We start from the raw sequence: 19,993 nt of genomic DNA, 5'->3' as shown, positions 1-19,993 counted from the left end.
CGACGCTAGCAAGCCGCCATTCACTGTGTACGGGCCACGCTCTGCAGCACCGCCAGGTGATCGTCCACGGTGCGCAGGCCGGCTCCCATGGTGTTCACCGAGACGTGCGTCGCGCCGGCCTCGGCCCAGGCCGCGATGTCGGCGGACACCCGGTCCGGGTCCCCGGCCCAGGTCACCCGGCCTTCCATCCCGATGGTGGCCGGGTCGCGACCGGCCGAGACGGCGGCCCGCTCGACGCGGGCACGGACGTCGTCGAGTTCTGCTCCGGGCCCGACCATCGGGAACCAGCCGTCGCCGAGCCGTCCGGCCCGCTCCAGCGCGCGCGCCGACGCCCCGCCGAACCACACCGGGATCGGGCGTTGTACCGGCAGTGGCGCCAGGCCGGCGCCGGTCACCCGGTGGTAGCGCCCCTCGAAAGTGACCGAGGATTCGGTCCACAACCGACGCATCAGCTCGACCTGCTCCTCGGACCGTTTGCCGCGGTTACCGAAGTCCTCGCCGAGCGCCTCGTACTCCACCGCGTTCCAGCCCAGCCCGACGCCCAGGCGTAGCCGGCCACCGCTGAGCAGGTCGACTTCGGCGGCCTGTTTGGCAACCAGCACAGCTTGGCGCTGCGGCAGGATGAGCACGCCGGTGACCAGTTCCAGCGAGGTGACCGCGGCCAGGTAGCCGAACATCGCCATCGGCTCGTGGAAGGTGGTGTACAGGTCGTAGGGGCCAGACCAGTCCCGGTGCACGGCCGGATCGGCCCCGACGACGTGGTCGTAGGCCAAGATGTGGGTGAAACCCAGTTCCTCCACCCGCTGGCCGTAGGCACGCACGGCTCCCGGGTCCCCGCCCAGCTCGGTCTGCGGGAAAACCACTCCTACGCGCATGCTCACCTCCCACACCATTGGTACCTGCCACACTCCCACACCGGCAAAGCCCGATAGCCGCCCGCAAGCAACTACCCGGCACCAACCACGTCACGAATGAACAAAACCCCGCACTTTCCGCGGGCGGTAGCTGGTGTCACCGGCGTGAGACGATGACCCGATCCATGGGGCCGAACAAAGGGGGAAGGCGGTGTCGTCGCCGGAGATCGATCTGGAATCTCGTCGAACTCATGCGCTCGCGCTCCGCGCCGCGGGGGAATTCGCGGCCGCGGTGGCGGAGTTGGAGGAGGTGCTGCTGACGTCTGTCGACGTCAACGGTCCGGACAGCGTGGCCACGCTGCAGATCCGCAACGAGATCGGCTACACCTATCAGCTCGCCGGCGACTCGACCCAGGCAATCGCTGTGCTGGAAGCGAACTTGACCGTGGGCCGACGGGCGCTGGGTCCGGAAAACCCCGAGGTGCTGGCGCTGCATCACAATCTGGCGAACGTATATCTGTCAGCGGGCATGTTCGATCGTGCGGCCCGAATGTGGGACGAAAACCTCGCTGTCCACGAGCTGCGATGCGGTTCGAATCACCCGACCGTGCTGATGATCCGGGCCAAACGAGCCACCGCGTACCGTCGTGGCGGCCATGTCGAGCGGGCCGATGTGCTGTACGACGAGGCACTTGCCGACTGTCTGGCGTCCGAGGAGACAACGCACCCGCACCTGCTCACTGCCCAGAATGACCTCGCCGTCGGCTACAACATGCTGGAGCAGCTCGAGAAATCCGTCCTGTTGTTCGAGCTGTGCCTCACCGGTTACGCCGAGGTGTACGGCGACAACCACCACGAAACCCTCAAAGTGCGTGACAATCTGGCCCTGTCGTACGACGAGCTGGGCCGCACCGACCACGCCATCGGGCTGTACGAGACGAACCTCGCCCACTACGAGGGATTGTTCGGCGGCGACCATCCCAAAACCACCACCGCCCGGGCCAAGTTGAGCGCCTGCCGACAGAAATCAGACGACGCCACCCGGGAATGAACAAAACCCCGCACTATCCGGGATCGCCGGATTGCGTGCGGGGTCTTGTGGTGGGCGGCGACGGCCGAGCCGTCAGTTGGGTCCGACAGCCGAGCCGTCAAATCGGGTGTGATGCGCCGCCCTGGCTTGGGTTGCGGCTAGGCCTGACCGACCTCGAACCGCACAAAGCGGGTCACGGTCACGCCGGCCTCGTCCAGCAGGGCCTTGACGGTCTTCTTGTTGTCGGACACCGACGGCTGGTCGAGCAGCACGACGTCCTTGTAGTAGCCGGTGACGCGACCTTCGACGATCTTGGGCAGCGCCTGCTCGGGCTTGCCCTCTTCCTTCGCGGTCTGCTCGGCGATGCGCCGCTCGTTGGCGACGATGTCCTCGGGCACGTCCTCACGGCTGAGGTATTTGGCCTTGAGCGCAGCGATCTGCAGGGCGACCGCGTGCGCGGCCTCCTTGCCCTTCTCCGCGTCGCCGGCGGTGTACTCGACCAGCACGCCGACGGCCGGCGGCAGATCCGCGGCCCGCTTGTGCAGGTAGGTCTCGACCGTGCCATCGAGGTAGGCGGCCCGACGCAGCTCGAGCTTCTCGCCGATCTTCGCCGACAGGTCCGCGATGGCCTGCTCGACGGTGGTGTCGCCGACTTTGGCGGCCTTGAGGGCGTCCACGTCGCCGGCCTTGGCAGCGGCGGCCGCCGCCACGACCTGATCGGCGAGCTCCTGGAACTCGGCGTTCTTGGCGACGAAGTCGGTCTCGGAGTTGAGCTCGATCAGGGCGCCGTCCTTGGCCGCCACCAGCCCCTCGGCGGTGGCGCGCTCAGCGCGCTTGCCGACGTCCTTGGCCCCCTTGATGCGGAGCAGCTCAACAGCCTTGTCGAAGTCGCCCCCGGCCTCGACCAGGGCGTTCTTCGAGTCGAGCATGCCGGCACCGGTCAGTTCCCGAAGTCGCTTGACGTCGGCAGCGGTGTAGTTAGCCATTTAAAAGACTTCTCCTGCAATTACGAAGCGTCAGTGGATGTTTCGGTGGCCGCACCGGCGTCGCCCTCGGCGGCACCGGCGGCGGCACCGGCGGTGGCACCGGCCAGCAGTTCCTGCTCCCACTCGGCGAGCGGCTCAGCACCTTCGGCGTCCTGCTTCTGCCCGGCGCCGGCGCGGGCCTGCAGGCCCTCGGCCACAGCGGACGCGACGACCTTGGTCAGCAGGGCAGCCGAACGGATGGCGTCGTCGTTGCCCGGGATCGGGTAGTCCACGACGTCGGGATCGCAGTTGGTGTCGAGGATCGCGATGACGGGGATACCCAGCTTGCGGGCCTCGCCGACAGCGATGTGCTCCTTGTTGGTGTCGACGACCCAGACCGCCGAAGGCACCTTCTGCATGTCGCGGATACCGCCGAGCGAGCGCTCCAGCTTGTTCTTCTCACGCGTGAGCATGAGGATTTCCTTCTTGGTGCGACCCTCGAAGCCACCGGTCTGCTCCATGGCCTCGAGCTCCTTGAGGCGCTGCAGGCGCTTGTGCACGGTGGAGAAGTTGGTGAGCATGCCGCCCAGCCAGCGCTGATTCACGTAGGGCATGCCGACGCGGGTGGCCTCTTCGGCGATGGATTCCTGCGCCTGCTTCTTGGTGCCGACGAACAGCACGCTGCCACCGTGGGCGACGGTTTCCTTGACGAACTCGTAGGCCTTGTCGATGTAGGTCAGCGTCTGCTGCAGATCGATGATGTAGATGCCGTTGCGGTCGGTGAAGATGAACCGCTTCATCTTGGGGTTCCAGCGTCGGGTCTGATGCCCGAAGTGAGCGCCGCTGTCCAGCAGCTGCTTCATGGTCACAACAGCCATGAGCTCATTCCTTATGTTGTCGGTTGTCGTCCGGCATCGGTGATCCCGGACCCTGGTGCCCACTGGTTGCCGGACCCGATCTGGAAGTTCCCAGGTCAGGACCGCCGGCATCCGGTTGCGACCCCGTTGAGGGGATCGCTGCGTGGACACGCGAAGTCAGCCCGCTCCGCGAGCTGCGGGTAGAAGTTTACACGCTGGACAGGGGTGCTTTTACCACGCCGACGGGCGCGGACGCATTCATCCACAGCCCCGGTGCTTGGGGCTTCCGAATTCGGCCGACGCACGCTGGACTGGACGCGTGAGGTTTGCCGCGGCGGTGACGGCCCTGGTTCTGGGGCTGGTCACGATCTGGGCCGGGTCCGCCACCGCGCACGCCGACGAGTCCCGGTTGCGCTGGCCGGTGTCCCCGCGACCGGCTGTGACCAGGGGTTTCGACGCTCCCTCCCCCAACTGGAGCCGCGGCCACCGAGGTGTGGATCTGGCCGCCGCCGCAGATCAGCCGATCTATGCCGCGGGGCCGGGCACCGTGGTGTTCGCCGGTGTGCTGGCCGGGCGGCCGGTGATCTCGGTGGCCCATCCAGGCGGGCTGCGCACCAGCTACGAACCGGTGCGGGCCGCGGTGCGGGCCGGGCAACTCGTCGCGGCCGGGCAATTGCTCGGGACATTGCTGACCGGTCACCCCGGCTGTCCCGCCGCGGCCTGCCTGCATTGGGGTGCCATGTGGGGTGCGGCAGCCCGGGCCGATTACGTCAATCCTCTCGAGCTGCTGGCCGAAACCCCGATCCGGCTCAAACCCCTCGGGGGCTGAGAAACTCGGTCATCGCCGCGAGCACGATGTCCGGCCGGTCGCGCTGCACCCAATGCCCGGCGCCCGGCGCGATCACCAGCCGCGAGTCGGGGATCAGCGCGGCGGCTGCCCGGGCACGGGCCACCGGCACCCCTGGATCGCGGTCCCCGTGAACGACGAGCGCAGGGCGCGCGAACGAGGCCAGCCGGTTGGTGTAATCCGTGCGCTGCCGATTCCACAACACCTGGTCACGCTGCCATTGTTCGAACGCGCGGAATCCCTCCGGTGTGCCCGCCGCGGCCATGATCTCGTCCATCAACCCGTCGGTGAGCTGCGCGGGGTCGGTGATCAGTGCCTGCATACTGCGCAGCATCGCCCGACGGTTGGTGCCGACCCATCGGGTCATGACCCCCAGCAGGCCGGTACGCACCATCGCCCAGGTGAACAGTTGCCGCGGGCCCGACAGTGGGCCGTCCGAGAGTCGCGGCATGACGCCGTAGCTGCCCAACAGCATCGCGCCGGTCACACCGTCCGGCCGGTCGAGCACATGGCCGATGGTCATCCCCCCGCCGAGCGACAGCCCAGCGATGGCGTAGCGCTGCAGTCCGAGCCCGTCGACGAACTCCCCCACGTAGGCCACCAGATGTTGCTGCGTTGCCGGCAACCGTGCCGGCGGACTGTGGCCGTAGCCGGGATGATCCGGTGCCAGGACGCGGTAGCCCGCCTCGGCCAGTCGTGGGCCGATCCCGCCCCACGACAGTGACGCGCTGTCGACTCCGCCGCCATGCAGCAGCACGACCGTCGGCACGTCGCGGTCAACCGCCCAGGTCAGGTAGGAGATCGGTCCGGACGGCAACTCGATGACCGTTCTGCTGGGTTCCATCGCGGCGTCGTGCACCATCCCCCTTTCAGGCCCGGGGATGGGCCTGGTCGTGGACCGCGCGCAGACGCTCCACGGTGACATGGGTGTAGAGCTGGGTGGTGGCCAGGGAGGTGTGGCCCAGTAGTTCCTGCACGATGCGCAGATCGGCGCCCCCTTCGAGGAGGTGGGTGGCGGCGCTGTGCCGCAGTCCGTGCGGACCGATGTCCGGCGCGCCGTCGACGGCCGAGACGGTCTGATGCACCACGGTGCGGGCCTGCCGCGGGTCGAGCCGTCGGCCCCGCGCACCCAACAGCAGGGCCGGGCCGGAGTCGGGCGTGGCGAGATCGGGGCGCCCCTGCGTGAGCCAGGCCGTCAGCGCCACCTGGGCCGGTTCACCGAACGGTACGGTCCGTTGTTTGTTGCCCTTGCCCAGCACCCGCACCACCCGCCGCGCGGTGTCGACGTCGTCGATGTCGAGCCCGCACAGCTCACTGACCCGGATGCCGGTGGCATACAGCATCTCGACGATCAGCCGGTCCCGCAGTGCCAGCGGATCCCCTTCCTGCGCCGCGGAATTCATCGCTTCCATGGCGTCGACCGCCTGATCGCGGCGCAGCACCGCGGGCAACGTGCGATGGGCTTTGGGTACCTGCAGGCGGGCCGCCACGTCGTCGCTGAGCAGTCCTCGGCGGGCCGCCCAGGTGCAGAACGTCTTGACCGACGACGTGCGCCGGGCCAACGTGGTCCGCGCCGTTCCTGCCGCCGCCTGGGCGGCCAGCCAGGAACGCAGCATCGGCAGCGCCAGAGTTTCCAGGCCACCGCCGGTGAACTCGAACAGCGCCGTCAGGTCGCCCCGATATGCCCGGCGGGTGTGGTCGGAGCGGCCACACTGCAATGCCAGGTATTCATCGAACTCTGCGAGTACGTCCTCGACCGCGGGCACGGGGCCCACCGTCGCAGAACCACGAGTGTCCTGCACCCGACGCGCCGGGGCGCAACCGATCTGCAATCCAGGTGAGCATTTCCCGGGATTCAGGTACCTCACTACTCGTGCCCTGCCCCACATCCACCCCGAGACTGAAATCAGCGACGGCGGACAGGAGTGCGACATGGAGGCGCGGCAGCGGAACCTGACGGCGATCACGGTCAGTCTGGCCCTTCTCGGCCCGGTCGGGCTGCTCGCGGGTTGCGGCGGTGCACCGCCGGTCAGCGAGCTCACCGAGACGATCACCGTCACCGACCACGCCGAGCACACCACGCTGCAGACACCCACCACGCCGCGAGGCCATACGGGCGTGGTCACCTATACCGCACCGACACCGACCTCGGGGCCGACGCCGACCGTCACGACGTTCGTTCAGGCGCCGACGACGTCGGGTCCGGTTCCGACCACCACCACGTTCATCGGAACACCGACGCTCGTGCCGCCGCCCAGCTCGGTCACGGTGACACCACCGACCACGGTGCCTACCGACGTCCCGACGAACGTCGTTCCCGCTCCCCCGGCCGAGTGAGCGGCCATGCCCGACAACGACGGTCCCATCCCACCGTCACTGCACAAGTGGATCGGCGTGATCGGTCTGGTGGTTGCGCCGACCACCCTGGCGACCGGACTGTGCTACTACTTCGGCTACACCTCGACCCGAAAGACCTTGGCGTACCTGGGTATTGATTCCGACGCGGTGGGGTTCACCACCAATGACTACGTCACCAAGAGCACCAGCGTGCTGTTCGTGACGATCCTGGTGGCGCTGCTGGCCTGCACTGCGGTGCTCGGGTTGTGCACGTACCTGCGCCGGGTGGCGACGGCGGGCCGGCACGCCGGGGCCCTGCGTGCCCTGGCCTGGATGCTCGGGGCGTTGGGTCTGGCGTGTCTGGTCCGCGGCATGGTCGGCGTCGTCCGGCCCACCCTCACCCCCGACGAGCAGCTGTGGCTGACCCCGGTGACGCTGGGTCTCGGCGCGGCCCTGCTGATCCTGGCGGCCTGGGTGTTTCGCACTGTCGGACCCGAGGCGGACCGGCCGCCGGTGAGCGCACTCGAACGGGCCTTGCTGACGGTGGCCGTGGTGGTGATGGTCCTGGCCGCGTTCTGGACCACCAACATCTTCGCCACCAAGGTCGGTGAAGTCGCCGGGATCAATGCTGCCGGGGACCTGTGGACGAAAGAGACCACGGTCATCCTCGACACCGGCGACCGGTTGTTCCTTCCCGACGAACTCGTCCGGACCAGCTTGTTGACCGAGGCATCATCCCCCCAGGGCGAGACATACCGCTACGAGTGCTTCCGGGGATACGCGGTGCGCGGCGGCCTGTGGGTGTTGCTACCGGCGAACTGGCGCCCGCAGTTCGGCTATGCCGTTCTGGTGAACGCGGATTCGTCACACCGCATCACCCTGCGCACCATCAAGGACGCCCCCGATCGGGTGGGCAACGGGGCCAACGTCCGCGAGTATTGGCCCTGCCCGGAGTTGGTGCCCACCGCCACCGGAGCCGAGGTGCAGGGCCAGCTGCTTGCCGCCGCCGACGCCGGCCGGGTCTTCGGCACCGATCTGACCGTGGCCACGGAGTACATCCAGCGTTCTGCCGCCGACGGTGCGCGGACCCAGAATTGTGCCGGCACCGTGGATTCGGGCACCCAGCTGATGTCCGACACGACCGGCTACCGGGTCCGGTATGTACGCGAACTCGCCGGCTCACCGCCGGTTCTGGTGCAGGAAAGTGTCATCGAGTTCGACACACCGCACCACGCATCCGAGTTTGTGGATGCGACGCGCGCGACGTGGAAACGCTGCGCACACAGCGAACTGACGCTCCGGCGCGACGGTGCCGACGCACGTCATCAGATCGGGGAGGTCACCGAGAGGACCGGGCTGGTGACCGTCGAGGTGCGCTCCGGTGATCGCCCCATCGACGGCTGCCGGCACGCGGTGGGCGCCAAGTCGAATGTCGTCGTCGATGTCAGGGTGTGCGGGCGACCCACCGATCAGACCGCCGACCTGGTGAACCGGATCCGCGACAGGTTCGCGGGCTGAACCGGCCGGTCAGTGCACCCGGCGCAGCGCGTCGGGGGTGAGGTCGGCCAGCCGCGGATAGCCGTCGACCCCCATGATCAGGTCGGCCTCGGCGAGTAACGAGCGCAGCACGTGCACGATGCCGTCGGCCCCGCCGAGCGCCAGCCCGTACACATAGGGGCGGCCCACCCCGACCGCGGTGGCCCCCAACGCCAGCGCCTTGACGATGTCGGCGCCGTGGCGGATTCCGGAGTCGAACAGCACCGGCAGCCCGTCGGCGGCTTCGACCACACCGGGCAGACAATCGATCGCCGGCAGGCCGCCATTGGCTTGGCGCCCACCGTGATTGGAGCAGTAGATACCGTCGGCTCCGCCGTCCTTGGCCCGCCGGACGTCGTCGGGATGACAGATGCCCTTGAGGATGAGCGGCAATGTGGTCAGCGACCGCAGCCACGGCAGGTCGTCCCAGGTGAGCGGATTTCCGAACTGACTGACCCAGCGCAACACGGTGGCCTGCGGGTTCTCCTCCGGCGGCTGACCCAGCCCGGCCCGGAACACCGGATCGCTGATGTAGTTGGCCAGGCACTTGCCGCGCAGCTGCGGGAAGTTCGAGGTGGACAGATCCCGCGGGCGCCATCCCGGCACCCAGGTGTCCAACGTGACGACGATTCCCTTGAACCCGGCCGCCTCGGCGCGCTGCACCAGGCTGGCGGCCAGCTCCTTGTCTGTCGGCGTGTAGAGCTGGAAAAAGCCTGGGGTTTCACCGAATTCGGCGGCCACGTCTTCCAGCGGATCCTCGGTGAGGGTGGACAGCACCATCGGTACCCCGGTGCGGGCGGCGGCCCGCGCCCCGGCCAGATCACCGTGCCCGTCCTGTCCGCAGATCCCCAACACCCCGATCGGCGCCATGAACAACGGCGACGGCAGGGTGAGACCGAACAGGTCCACGGTCAGGTCGCGCTCACGGTGGGCGTTGAGCATCCGGGGTATCAGGCCCCACCGGTCGAATGCGGTGCGGTTGACCTGCTGGGTGCGCTCGTCGCCGGCGCCGCCGGCCACATATGACCACACCGACGACGGCATCGCCGCCTGGGCCTTGGCCTCCAGCGTCGCGTAGTCCATCGGCATCGTCGGCAACACGCCGGACAGGCCCTGCAGGTAGATCTCGAGTTGATAGTCGCCGTACGCCATGACGGCTACCTTTCCATCCCGTCCGTCCGGGCTCAGCCGGCGGTGTCGGCCTCGGCTTTCGCCAGCTCGGCCTTCCACTGCCGGAAAGTCTCCTCGGTGCGCCCGCGACGCCAGTACCCCGAGATCGACGACGCCCATTTCGCCTCGACGCCGCGCTCCTTGCGGATGTAGGGACGCAGGTTGTGCATGACGGCCTGCGCCTCGCCGTGGATGAACACCTGGACCTGCCCGGGCAGCCACTCGGCGCCCTTGACGGCGGCGATCAGCGGAGCGTTGTCCCCGGCCCGCTCGTCACCGACCAGATCGGCGCGCCCACCGCGGTAGATCCAGTTCACCTGGACGCCGTCAGGGGCGGTGAGCTCGACCTCGTCCTCGGGACCGGCGATCTCGAGGAAAACCCTGCCGATCGCGTTGTCGGGCAGCGCTTCCAGGGCGGCGCTGATGGCGGGCAGGGCGGCCTCGTCACCGGCCAGCAGGTGCCAGTCGGCGGCCGGATCCGGGGCGTACGCCCCGGAAGGGCCCATCAGGTAGGCGGGTTGCCCCGGTTCGGCGGCGGCGGCCCACGGCGCGGCCACTCCCTGTTCGCCGTGCACCACGAAGTCGATGCTGATCTCGCCGCGCTCGGTGTCGACACTGCGCACGGTATAGGTGCGCACGGTGGGGCGTTGTTCGTCGGCCAGGCCCGCGAAGCTGTCCAGGGTCAAGGGTTGTGGCAGCGCGGCGACGTCCACGCCGTCGGGGACGACGGCGATCTTGACGTAGGAGTCGGTGTATTCGCTGGGCGAGAATGTGTCGAAACCGGTCCCGCTGCCCTGACCGAGCACCAGCCGGACCATGTGGTCGGTTAGCTGCTCGCGGCGCACCACCTGAAACGTGTGTATCGGTCGTCCTGCCATGGCGCCTCCAAAACTCGCAGCCGGCTCCTTTGTTAGCCGACCTCACCGACTATACGGAGATGGCCGGCTCGCACGGGCGCTCCCTCCGTCGGGCCTCGTGCTTCACCGTCACCTGCCCTCGATACTCATCCCGGCGCGCGGGATCGTCGGCGCCGCACGATCCGCCAGCCTCCGTCGGCGTTCTCGACCAGCCCATTGAGCTCCAGCATCGTCAAGGGCCCGAGCACCTGATGCGGCGGAAGCGCCGCCAGCACGGCGATCTCGTCCACGGTGTGCCCACCCCGTGCCGGCAGTGCGTCGTAGACCTGCTTCTCCACAGGCTCGAGCCCGTCGAGTGGTGTCGCGGGGTGCGGCTCGTCGGTGGCCAATTCACCGATCCGTCCCACGAGTTCGACGACTTCTTCGGCGCGACCGACCAGGTGGGTTTCGCGGTCTCGCAGCAGTACGTGGCATCCCGCCGATGCCGCCGAGGTCACCGGGCCGGGCACCGCGCAAAGCGGCCGGCCCAGCTCCCGCGCCCACCCGGCGGTGTTGGCGGCGCCGCTGCGTAGGCCCGCCTCCACCACGACCGTGACACCGGAGAGTGCGGCCACCAGCCGGTTGCGGGTCAAAAAGCGCAGCCGGCCCGGCGGCTCGCCCGGTGGATACTCGCTGACCAACAGGCAATCCTGACGGATCCGGTGGAACAGGGCACTGTGTCCAGCCGGATATGGGTTGTCGATGCCGCCGGCCACGATCGCGACGGTCGTACCCTCGCATGCCAGCGCCGCGCGGTGCGCCGCCCCGTCGATGCCGTAGGCGCCGCCGGATACCACCGCGACATCGCGTTCGGTCAGGCCGGCGGCCAGCTCCGCGGCGACATGCTCGCCATACACCGTGGCCGCACGGGTGCCGACGATCGCAGCAGCCCGGCCGGCGGCCTCATCGAGGCGAACCGGCCCACTTGCCCACAAGACCAGCGGCGGATGGCCATTGGGCCGTTTGGTCACATCCCCGCGGAAGGACTGAAGCTGTAGGAGGGGCCACTCGTCGTCGAGCGGGGTGATCAACCGTCCGTCCATCCGGTCGAGGATTTCCAGATCTTTTACTGCGCAATCGAGTTCACGACGTGCATCGATTCGCTCCATCAGGGTCGAGTCCACGTTGCCGGCTTTGACGCGGTCGGCTGCCTCGATCGGCCCCACCTGGTCGACCAACACACGCAGTTGGGGGCACGGCGGTTCGGCCACCCGAGACAGGTAGGCCCAGGCGCGCCGCAGCTCGTCGCTCACGACATACCCCCGGCCTGACGGAAGCTCAACGCCGTGGTGACGTCCTCACGCGCCGGAATGGTCCGACCGGCCAGATCGGCCAATGTCCATGCCACCCGTAAGCATCGATCGGCACCACGCATGCTGATCACACCCCGGTCGACGATCGACCGCAGCGGCTCCATGACGGCTTTGGGCAGTCGAAATTGCCGTCGCAACAACGATCCGCTGACTTCGGCATTCGTTCGTATCCCGAAGGGTCCCCACCGCTGCTGGGCGGCCAGGCGCGCGGCTGCGACCCGCTCACGCACCACCTCGGTGGACTCCCCGGCTTCCGGCGTGAAGGCTCCCACACTGACCGGATGCAGTTGCACCCGCAAGTCGACTCGGTCCACCAGGGGTCCGGACAATTTGCCTCGATAACGCAGCCTGGCCTGCGCAGAGCAGACACAGTCGACCGGGTTCGGTGGAGCGCACGGGCACGGGTTCGCCGCCAGAACCAGTTGGAACCGCGCTGGATAGCACGCCACGCCGTCGCGCCGGGCCAATCGAATTTCGCCGTCTTCCAATGGAGTTCGCAATGCTTCCAGAGCACTGGTCCCCATTTCGGCGAACTCGTCGAGAAACAACACACCCCGGTGGGCCCGGCTGACCGCGCCGGGGCGCGCGAAACCGCTGCCGCCGCCGACCAGGGCCGCCACGCTCGAGGTGTGGTGCGGCGCCACGAATGGCCGCCGCGTGATCAACGGCGTGTCCCCCGCCAACAGCCCGGCCACCGAATGGATGGCCGTCACCTCCAGCGACTCGGCATCGGACAACGGCGGTAGCAGACCTGGGAGACGCTGGGCCAGCATCGTTTTCCCGATACCGGGCGGACCGGTGAGCATCAGATGATGCGCCCCCGCCGCAGCCACCTCGACGGCATAGCGGGCCTGGCCCTGTCCGACCACATCGGCGAGATCCGCTGTCGGCTCCGGCGCACGTCCCGGTGCGGTCACCCGGGGCTGCAGATTGCCCTTGCCGTTGAGCCAGGCTTGTAGCTGGCGTAAGGACCGCACTCCGCACACCTCGATCCCGTCGACCAGGCTGGCCTCGGCCAGGTTGTCCACCGGCACCACGACGGTCGGCCAGCCTTCCTGTTTGGCGGCCAGCACCGCGGGCAGCACACCGTGCACCGGACGGACCCGGCCGTCGAGGGCGAGCTCACCGAGCAGCACCGCCTTTTCCAGCCGTTCCCAGGCCGTCTTGGTGTGCGCGGAGAGCACGGCCGCGGCCAGCGCCAGGTCGTAGACCGACCCGACCTTGCGCAATGTCGCCGGCGACAGTGCCAGCGTCAGACGCGACATCGGCCATTCGTTGCCACAGTTCGTGATCGCTGCGCGCACCCGGTCCCGTGATTCCTGCAGCGCGGCGTCGGGCAGTCCCACCAGGTGCACCCCGGGCAGCCCCGAGGTGATGTCGGCCTCGATCTCCACGATCACACCGTCCACTCCGCGCACGGCCACCGAAAACGCTCTCCCCAAACCCATCTCAGCCCACCCCCTTGAGGTGGGTGATCTCGGGTTCGCGACGCCGGCGGATGCGTACTCTGATCACGTCGATGCGCAACGCCGCATACCGGACCTCCTGCTCGGTCAACCACAGCGCCGCCAGCCGCCGGATACGGCGCACCTTCTGCGCCGTGACGGCCTCGGCGAGACCACCGAACCCGTCGCCGGTGCGGGTTTTGACCTCGACGAACACCGCCGTGTTGGTGGCCACCTCCACGGCGATCACGTCGAGTTCGCCGTAGCGGCAGCGCCAGTTCCGGGTCAACGTCCGTAATCCCTGCGCCGTCAGATGCTCGACGGCCAGCTGTTCACCGAGTGCACCGATCTCGGCTCGTGTCATGGATGTCATGACCACACCATCGGGACAGCCTCCGACAGATCCGGCTCAGATCGGGCCAGTTATCCCCAACTTCGATTTCATCCACAGGCATCGGCGGGGCCGAATCCTCGCCAGGCCCGGTACGACCGGTGTCGGGCACGTTGCTTGTCGACCTCGACAGCGAGCTCGCCACCAATCTCGGCCAGTGTCGTCCACATCCTGTGGGGATGCTTCCGCAGCGTCGTATACGTCGCGGCGACGAGCCGCCGAGGTGTGAGCAACGCGCTTGAAGGCAGATCGTGGTTGAGAACCTTCAGCAAGGTGGTCGCGCCGTGCGGATCGTCACTGATCCTGTGGAGAACCTCAGCGGTGAGCGGTGAGGACATCCCGGCGCGGCCCATCTGCAGTGCAAACCAGTACATGTCGCGGTGAGAGCGGTCGCGAGCCCGCCACCAGCACCTCAGTGCCTCGTCGGCTGCCGGTGCGCCGAATGTGCCGACGATGACACCGGCCAGCGACTTGGCCTGACAGAGGGCGTCGGCGATACCTTGTGCCGGGGTGAAGTCCTTGAAATGCCCCGCGTCGCCGACAAGCACCCAGCCTGGCCCGGCGGATTCGCGAAAGTAGTTGTGCCAGTTCGCCATCACCCGCAACGGACCTTCGCGGCGGGTACCGCGCACGATGCCGTCGATCTCAGGCCACGCACGCAACGCTGCGCAGAAGTTCGCCTCCCGTTCCCGCTGGAAGTCACCGGCATCGCGACGGTCCACAGTGACACCGGCGAGGTAGAGATTCGAGTCAGTCGGGCTGGCCAGGAATCCCAGGTTGCCTTTGATGCCGACGCGCAGCCGAGGCTCCTGAGGGCCGGCAGCGAAATATCCCCAAACCGGTATCCGGCCCGCTGGTTTCACCAGATATTCGCGGGCGGCGACGGACTTCGCGACTATCGATCCCCTGCCGTCGGCGCCGACAACCACGGGCGCGACGAGAGGACCGTCGGCGGTCTCGACCCCCACCACCCGTCCGTTGGATCTCCGGACGCCGTTGACACGACATCCGGTCCGCACCTCAACACCCGAGCGCTTCGCCTCCTGTTGCAGCGCGTGATCGAGGACGGTGCGACGCACGTTCAGCCCCGGGAAGCTGAACTCGTCGCCGAGAAATCCATCGATGCGGACGTCGTCGTACTCCAGAGTCATGCGGTCCAGCTGCGCCGCACCCTCGGCCAGCACCGAGGTCAACACGCCCACATCCGCAAGGATCGCGACTCCCCGTGGATGCACCACATGCGTCGACGGGGTCTCACTCGGGAACGTGGCCTTGTCCACGACGCAGGCCTGTATACCGGCGCGAGCGAGGTAGATGGCAAGCGCCGAGCCCGCACACCGGCCGCCCACCACGATTACGTCGAACGAATCCACCGTCGCCCCCTTACCGGTGCGAACTTACCAACGGTAAGATTAACCTCGGACAGGGAACTTATCAATGGACAGATGCTCCCGGCCATTAGCCTGAACCGATGACCGACGCCGACTCTGCCCGGCCGTACCATCACGGCGACCTTCGCACCGCCGCGATCGCCGCCGCCGTCGCCGAGATCGAAGAGTTCGGGGTATCCGCGGCTTCCATGCGCCGAATCGCCCGCCGCGCAGGGGTTTCGCACGCCGCCTTGGCCCACCACTTCACCGACAAGACAGGGCTTTTCACCGCCGTGGCCACAGAGGGATTTCGGCGCATGGCAGCGGCGATCGGACCAGCGGCCTCGGCAGAACTGGGATTCTTGGCCGGCGGCGCACAATACGTGAGGTTTGCGCTGGAAAACCGTGGGTTCTACGAAGTGCTGTTCCGACCCAACCTCAGCCACCGGGACGACCCGCAACTCGAACAGGCACGCTCAGCCGCCTTCGACATCCTGTACGGCAGCGCGCGGCGGAGCCTGGTCAGTACGCGTGCCCCAGCGACGGTCACCGACGCCGACGTCGCGAGCCTCGTCATCGCAGGCTGGTCCATGTCACACGGCCTCGCGACCTTGCAAGCGACCAACAACCTCAGTGACCGACCGTCGGGAGACATCCTCCAAGGAGTGACGCTCTTGGCCTCGCTTCTGGAGCACAATCGGTGACGGATACCCGGCGGCCGAACAGACACGAAAGCACCCGAACTACCCCGTGTTTGGGTACCTTCGCGTCTGTTCGGTGGAGGAATCAACCCCCAGCCGGTCGGCCACCAAACCCTCCTGCACCAGCGTGGCCGTCACCACACCGTCGGCAGCGATCAGGCTCGACGTGATGACGCCGCGGCCGCGGGCAGACGCCGGAGAGCGTGACTCCAACAAGTTCCATTGCCCGGCGTTCAGCGGCCGGTGAAACCAGATCGACGAGTCCGTGGTGCCACTGCGGTGAGTGCGCGAGCGCATGCTGTGGCCGTGCACGGCCAGTGCGGGATCGATGCCGTACAGATCGGTGATGTACACCGCGATGAGCGTGTGCAACAACGGATCGTCGGGCAGCGCAGTCGTCACCCGCCACCACATCCGGCGCACAAACTCATCTCCCAACCCCTCGTCGGCGACGCGGATGTCGAACTCGTCGAGCGGCAGCGCGGGCGCCGGCCCGGGCGGGCCGGTGCGCGGCAGTCCCTCGGGATCGTGCGGCAGTGCGCCGATCCCGTGTTCGGGCCCGGCAAGTGCCGTCGCGAACGACACGGTGGCCGTCGTCAGCATCCGGCCGTGTTCGTAGGATTCGACCCGTCGGGCCGAGGCGGTACGCCCGTCATACACCTGGTGCACGTGGTACTCGGCGGCTTCCCCGGCGTTCCCGCCACGCAGGAACTGCATGTGCATATTGGTCGGTGACCGGTCGTCGCCCACGGTCCGGCAGGTCGCCGCCAGGCTCTGCGCGGCCAGTAGACCACCGAACGCCCGCTTGCCGGCCGGACCGCTGGCCTGCCCGGTGAACACCTCACCCTCGGCCGGCTGTACGTCCAGCAGCTGCAGCAGGGTGCTCACCGGTCTTCGGTACCTGTTGCCACGGTGCCGGATTCGGTCAGCGCCACGATCTCGTTGGCGCTCAGCCCGAGGTGATCGGTCAAGACGGCGGTGGTGTCGTCGCCGAGAGCGGGCGCGGGAACCGCCGGCGGATACACCCCGCCGATCGACACCGGCAGGCCCGGCGCCAGGTAGGTGCCGATTCGCGGCTGCTCGAGCGGGGCGAACAGCGGATTGGCCACCACCCGATCGTCGACCGCGACTTCGGCGAAGCTGCGGTAGCGCTCCCACAGCACCGAGGTGCCGGAGAGCGCCGCGCTGATCTCCTCGGCGGTGTGCTCGCTGAACCACAGGGTGAACAGGCCGGTGAGGGCATCGCGGTGGGTGTAGCGCTGACCTTCGTCGGTGAAGTCGGCGCCGAACGCCTCGGCAAGGGCGGCAACGGCTTTGGTGGTGCCGGTGACCTCGGTGAGGTCGCGGAAGTGCCGGCCGGTGAGTGCGACGAGCATGAAGCCGACACCGTCGCTGCTGGTGAAGTTCTGCCCGTAGGTGCCGTAGAGGGTGTTGCCCAGCCGTTCACGGCCGGTGCCGTTGATCATCACCTCGGTCAGGAATCCGAGGTTGCCCGCGGTGGCGAGCGCGACGTTCTCCAACGGGATGCTGATCCGGGCCCCCACACCGGTGGCGTCGCGGTGGCGCAGCGCGGCAGTGACCGCCAGCGCCACGTAGAGCCCGCAGCTGACATCCCAGGCCGGCAGCACGTGGTTGACCGGCGTGGCAAGCTGCGCCGGCCCGGTGACCAGCGGGAAGCCCAGCCCGGCGTTGACCGTGTAGTCGACCCCGGTGCCGCCGTCGGCCTTCCCGGACACCTCGACGTGGATCAGATCGGGCCTCAGCTCGGACAGCACGTCGTAGGAATGCCATTGCCGGCCCGCCACATTCGTGATGAGCACACCGGCCTCGGCGACCAGGCGCTGCACCAGCTGCTGCCCCTCGGGCGAACGCAGGTCGGCCGCCACCGAGCGCTTGCCCTTGTTCAGACCGGCCCAGTAGATGCTCTCGCCGCCGTCGGTCAGTGGCCAGCGGTGATAATCGGCGGCGCCCCCGATGGGATCCACCCTGACCACCTCGGCGCCCAGCTGGGACAGCGTCATGCCGGCCAGTGGCACGGCGACAAAGCTGGAGATCTCGATGATCCGCACCCCGGCCAGCGGACGGGTCGGATCGGGCGTTACAGATTCGGCCATGACAGTCAAGCTATCGTGCGCCCATCAGTTTCACCGCGGCAGCCTCGATGGTGTCCTCGGACAACAGCACCTGGAGTGCGGCGTCGCCGAGCGGGATGAAGCTGTCGGCACCGGCCACCCGCCGCACCACACCGGTGTAGCCACCGTCGAGCAGTTCGGCCAGCACACCTTCGCCCACGCCTCCGCTGCGGCGGGTTTCGTCGACGATGAGTACCCGGCCGGTGGCATCGGCTTCCCGCATCATGTCGGCGACCGGGAGCGGGGCCAGCCAGCGCAGGTCCACCACGCGGGCCGCGATGCCGGCTTCGGCCAGCCGGCGGGCCACCCGCAGGCTCATCCACACCCCGTTGCCGAAGGTCAGGATGGTCAGGTCGGCCCCGTCAGCGTAGGTGCGGGCCCGGCCGATCTGCACGGGCTCGGACGGGTACGGCGCCAGCCATCGCCCGTCGCCCTCGGCATGAAGATCCCTGGTGTGATACAGCGCGATAGGTTCCAGATAAACACACACCGCCCCAGTGGTTTTCGCCGCGACGATGCAGGTGTGCAGCATGGCCGCGGCGTCGTCGGGCCGGGACGGTGAGGCGATCACCACGCCGGGGATGTCGCGCAGCGCCGCGATCGAGTTGTCGTTGTGGAAGTGCCCGCCGAACCCCTTCTGGTACCCGTAGCCCGCGATCCGAACCACCATCGGATTGCGGTACTGCCGGTTGGAGAAGAACTGCAGGGTCGCGCCTTCGCCGCGGATCTGATCGGCAGCGTTGTACACATAGGCCAGGTACTGGATCTCCGGAATCGGCAGCAGACCCGAGAGGCCCGCACCCAGCGCCAGGCCCAGGATGGTCTGCTCGTCGAGCAGGGTGTCGAACACCCGGGCCGGCCCGAGCACGTCCTGTAGGCCACGGGTCACCCCGTACACCCCGCCCTTGCGGGCGACGTCCTCACCGAACAGGATCGTCTCCCGATGTTCGGCCAGGATCTGCTGTAATGCCCGGTTGACGGCCTGGGCCAGTGTCACCGGTGTGCCCCCGGGTTGCCCGGAAGCGACGACGGCAATCTCCCGGGCTTCGTCCAGCGGCTCGCGCAACGGCTGCATCACCGCCGCCGCGCTGTCCAGCTGCAGGCTGTCGCTGAGCCGGCGAGCCAGTCCGATCACCTCGGCGCGTTTGGCCTCGTATCGCTCGATGACCTCCGATGGTGTGAGTACCCCATGGGCGACAAGGATTCTCGCAGTGTTCAGCACCGGGTCGCGGTCGAAGTCTGAGCGGATGTCGGCGGTGCGGCGGTAGCCCGGCTCGTAGTCACTGCCGGCGTGCCCCATCAACCGCACCGTGCGCAGATGCAGAAACGCCGGTTTGCGGACCCGACGGACCCAGTCGGCCGCTGCCCGTGCGGTGGTGAACGCGTCGACGAGATCGCAGCCGTCGGCTGTGAAATATTGCAGCCCCTCCCGGCAGGCGTAGGCCCGGGCGATCCACCCGCGCGGTGTCGGTGTGCTGATGCCGATCCCGTTGTCCTCACACACGAACAACAACGGCATCGGCACACCTTGACAGGCCGCGTGCAAGGCCGCATTGACCGCACCGACAGCCGTCGAGTGATTGACCGAGGCGTCCCCGAAGCTGCACACCGTCACCGCGTCGTCGGGCCACGGGCAGGGCACGCCGAGCTTGCGGGTACGGGCGATCGAGAAGGCCACCCCCACCGACCGCGGGAGGTGGGAGGCGATCGTGGACGTCTGCGGAATGACGTTGAGCTCGCGACGGCCGAACACCTTGTGCCGCCCACCCGAGATCGGCTCGGCGGTGGCCGCGACCAATCCGAGTAGCACGTCGCGCACCGCATCGATGCCACCGACCTGCGCCGCCCGGGCCAGATAAAAGCCGCCCGAACGGTAGTGCAGCAGCGCCGGGTCCGTCGGCCGCAGCGCCGCGGCCACCGCGGCGTTGCCCTCATGCCCGGACGATCCGATCGTGTAGTAGCCCCTGCCCTGGGCACGCAACCAGCGTGCCGCCAGGTCCAGATGTCGGCTACCGAGCTGGGCATCGAAGAGCGCCAACGGATTCGGCACGGTCAGCGCCGCCGTCGGCGCCTGGGACGGCACCGGCAGCGCCGACACCGTCGCGACGAAATACTCGTCGATCGGCTCGATCCCGGAAACACCGGCCAT

Annotated in this window: 19 protein-coding genes; 5 read left to right on the top strand and 14 right to left on the bottom strand. The window is 68.2% G+C overall.

Annotated features, from left to right (window positions below; translation table 11 throughout):
* Positions 1-20: 20 nt before the first annotated feature.
* Positions 21-875 (bottom strand): LLM class F420-dependent oxidoreductase, encoded by an 855-nt coding sequence (locus FR943_RS11650; protein WP_217158175.1) that lies wholly within the window; start codon positions 873-875, stop codon positions 21-23.
* Positions 876-1,065: 190 nt separating this feature from the next.
* Between FR943_RS11650 and FR943_RS11645 the strand changes: the two genes are divergently transcribed.
* Positions 1,066-1,905 carry a tetratricopeptide repeat protein gene (locus FR943_RS11645; RefSeq protein ID WP_217157102.1) on the top strand — a complete coding sequence of 280 codons (840 nt, stop codon included), beginning with the start codon at positions 1,066-1,068 and terminating at the stop codon, positions 1,903-1,905.
* Between the two features lie 137 nt (positions 1,906-2,042).
* On the opposite strand, the gene tsf is transcribed toward FR943_RS11645, so the two are convergent.
* On the bottom strand, positions 2,043-2,870 hold the full coding sequence (gene tsf / locus FR943_RS11640) for a translation elongation factor Ts (RefSeq protein ID WP_217157100.1): 828 nt from the start codon (positions 2,868-2,870) through the stop codon (positions 2,043-2,045).
* Positions 2,871-2,890: 20 nt separating this feature from the next.
* Complete coding sequence (gene rpsB, locus FR943_RS11635) at positions 2,891-3,727, bottom strand: 30S ribosomal protein S2 (RefSeq protein ID WP_217157098.1); 837 nt, start codon at positions 3,725-3,727, stop codon at positions 2,891-2,893.
* A gap of 298 nt (positions 3,728-4,025) precedes the next feature.
* On the opposite strand from rpsB, the gene FR943_RS11630 reads away from it, so the two are divergent.
* Positions 4,026-4,535 carry a M23 family metallopeptidase gene (locus FR943_RS11630; RefSeq protein ID WP_217157096.1) on the top strand — a complete coding sequence of 170 codons (510 nt, stop codon included), beginning with the start codon at positions 4,026-4,028 and terminating at the stop codon, positions 4,533-4,535.
* Here FR943_RS11630 and FR943_RS11625 read toward each other — a convergent pair.
* Together FR943_RS11625 and FR943_RS11620 are read right to left on the bottom strand one after the other, a co-directional pair.
* Complete coding sequence (locus tag FR943_RS11625; protein ID WP_246584970.1) at positions 4,516-5,397, bottom strand: alpha/beta fold hydrolase; 882 nt, start codon at positions 5,395-5,397, stop codon at positions 4,516-4,518. The genes FR943_RS11630 and FR943_RS11625 overlap by 20 nt on opposite strands.
* 25 nt (positions 5,398-5,422) lie before the next feature.
* Positions 5,423-6,319 carry a tyrosine recombinase XerC gene (locus tag FR943_RS11620; RefSeq protein WP_217157092.1) on the bottom strand — a complete coding sequence of 299 codons (897 nt, stop codon included), beginning with the start codon at positions 6,317-6,319 and terminating at the stop codon, positions 5,423-5,425.
* 166 nt (positions 6,320-6,485) lie between these two features.
* Between FR943_RS11620 and FR943_RS11615 the strand changes: the two genes are divergently transcribed.
* Both FR943_RS11615 and FR943_RS11610 read left to right on the top strand, forming a co-directional pair.
* Entirely contained in the window at positions 6,486-6,890 is a 405-nt protein-coding gene (locus FR943_RS11615) for a hypothetical protein (RefSeq protein WP_217157090.1), read from the top strand.
* A gap of 6 nt (positions 6,891-6,896) precedes the next feature.
* Positions 6,897-8,408 carry a sensor domain-containing protein gene (locus tag FR943_RS11610; RefSeq protein ID WP_217157088.1) on the top strand — a complete coding sequence of 504 codons (1,512 nt, stop codon included), beginning with the start codon at positions 6,897-6,899 and terminating at the stop codon, positions 8,406-8,408.
* 9 nt (positions 8,409-8,417) lie between these two features.
* Here FR943_RS11610 and FR943_RS11605 read toward each other — a convergent pair whose 3' ends face one another.
* From FR943_RS11605 to FR943_RS11580, 6 genes are all read right to left on the bottom strand, one after another.
* Complete coding sequence (locus tag FR943_RS11605; protein WP_217157086.1) at positions 8,418-9,578, bottom strand: alpha-hydroxy-acid oxidizing protein; 1,161 nt, start codon at positions 9,576-9,578, stop codon at positions 8,418-8,420.
* Between the two features lie 32 nt (positions 9,579-9,610).
* Complete coding sequence (locus tag FR943_RS11600; RefSeq protein ID WP_217157084.1) at positions 9,611-10,474, bottom strand: siderophore-interacting protein; 864 nt, start codon at positions 10,472-10,474, stop codon at positions 9,611-9,613.
* A gap of 125 nt (positions 10,475-10,599) precedes the next feature.
* A complete protein-coding gene (dprA, locus tag FR943_RS11595) occupies positions 10,600-11,745 on the bottom strand; it encodes a DNA-processing protein DprA (RefSeq protein ID WP_217157082.1) in 1,146 nt (381 codons plus the stop codon).
* Entirely contained in the window at positions 11,742-13,253 is a 1,512-nt protein-coding gene (locus FR943_RS11590; protein ID WP_217157080.1) for a YifB family Mg chelatase-like AAA ATPase, read from the bottom strand. The genes dprA and FR943_RS11590 overlap by 4 nt, the downstream gene beginning before the upstream one ends.
* Position 13,254: 1 nt before the next feature.
* Entirely contained in the window at positions 13,255-13,623 is a 369-nt protein-coding gene (locus FR943_RS11585) for a YraN family protein (protein ID WP_217157078.1), read from the bottom strand.
* A gap of 68 nt (positions 13,624-13,691) precedes the next feature.
* On the bottom strand, positions 13,692-15,014 hold the full coding sequence (locus FR943_RS11580; protein WP_217157076.1) for an FAD-dependent oxidoreductase: 1,323 nt from the start codon (positions 15,012-15,014) through the stop codon (positions 13,692-13,694).
* A gap of 98 nt (positions 15,015-15,112) precedes the next feature.
* Here FR943_RS11580 and FR943_RS11575 point away from each other — a divergent pair, with 98 nt between their 5' ends.
* Positions 15,113-15,715 carry a TetR/AcrR family transcriptional regulator gene (locus FR943_RS11575; protein ID WP_217157074.1) on the top strand — a complete coding sequence of 201 codons (603 nt, stop codon included), beginning with the start codon at positions 15,113-15,115 and terminating at the stop codon, positions 15,713-15,715.
* A gap of 39 nt (positions 15,716-15,754) precedes the next feature.
* On the opposite strand, the gene FR943_RS11570 is transcribed toward FR943_RS11575, so the two are convergent.
* Genes FR943_RS11570 through FR943_RS11560 form a run of 3 tightly spaced genes read right to left on the bottom strand, consistent with a single transcriptional unit; the run spans position 15,755 to position 19,993 of the window.
* Positions 15,755-16,600: an acyl-CoA thioesterase gene (locus FR943_RS11570; protein WP_217157072.1), complete on the bottom strand. Its 846-nt coding sequence runs from the start codon at positions 16,598-16,600 to the stop codon at positions 15,755-15,757.
* Complete coding sequence (locus tag FR943_RS11565) at positions 16,597-17,826, bottom strand: CoA transferase (RefSeq protein WP_217157071.1); 1,230 nt, start codon at positions 17,824-17,826, stop codon at positions 16,597-16,599. Before FR943_RS11565 ends, FR943_RS11570 begins: the two co-directional genes overlap by 4 nt.
* 10 nt (positions 17,827-17,836) lie before the next feature.
* The gene (locus FR943_RS11560; RefSeq protein WP_217157069.1) at positions 17,837-19,993 is read right to left on the bottom strand and encodes a thiamine pyrophosphate-dependent enzyme; all 2,157 of its coding nucleotides are present in this window, start codon (positions 19,991-19,993) and stop codon (positions 17,837-17,839) included.

The sequence above is a fragment of the [Mycobacterium] fortunisiensis genome, from assembly GCF_019050325.1.
In the GTDB taxonomy this organism is placed as follows: Bacteria; Actinomycetota; Actinomycetes; order Mycobacteriales; family Mycobacteriaceae; genus Mycobacterium; species Mycobacterium fortunisiensis.
The sequence above is the reverse complement of the archived record's forward strand: the minus strand, read 5'-3'. Positions and strand labels throughout refer to the sequence as shown.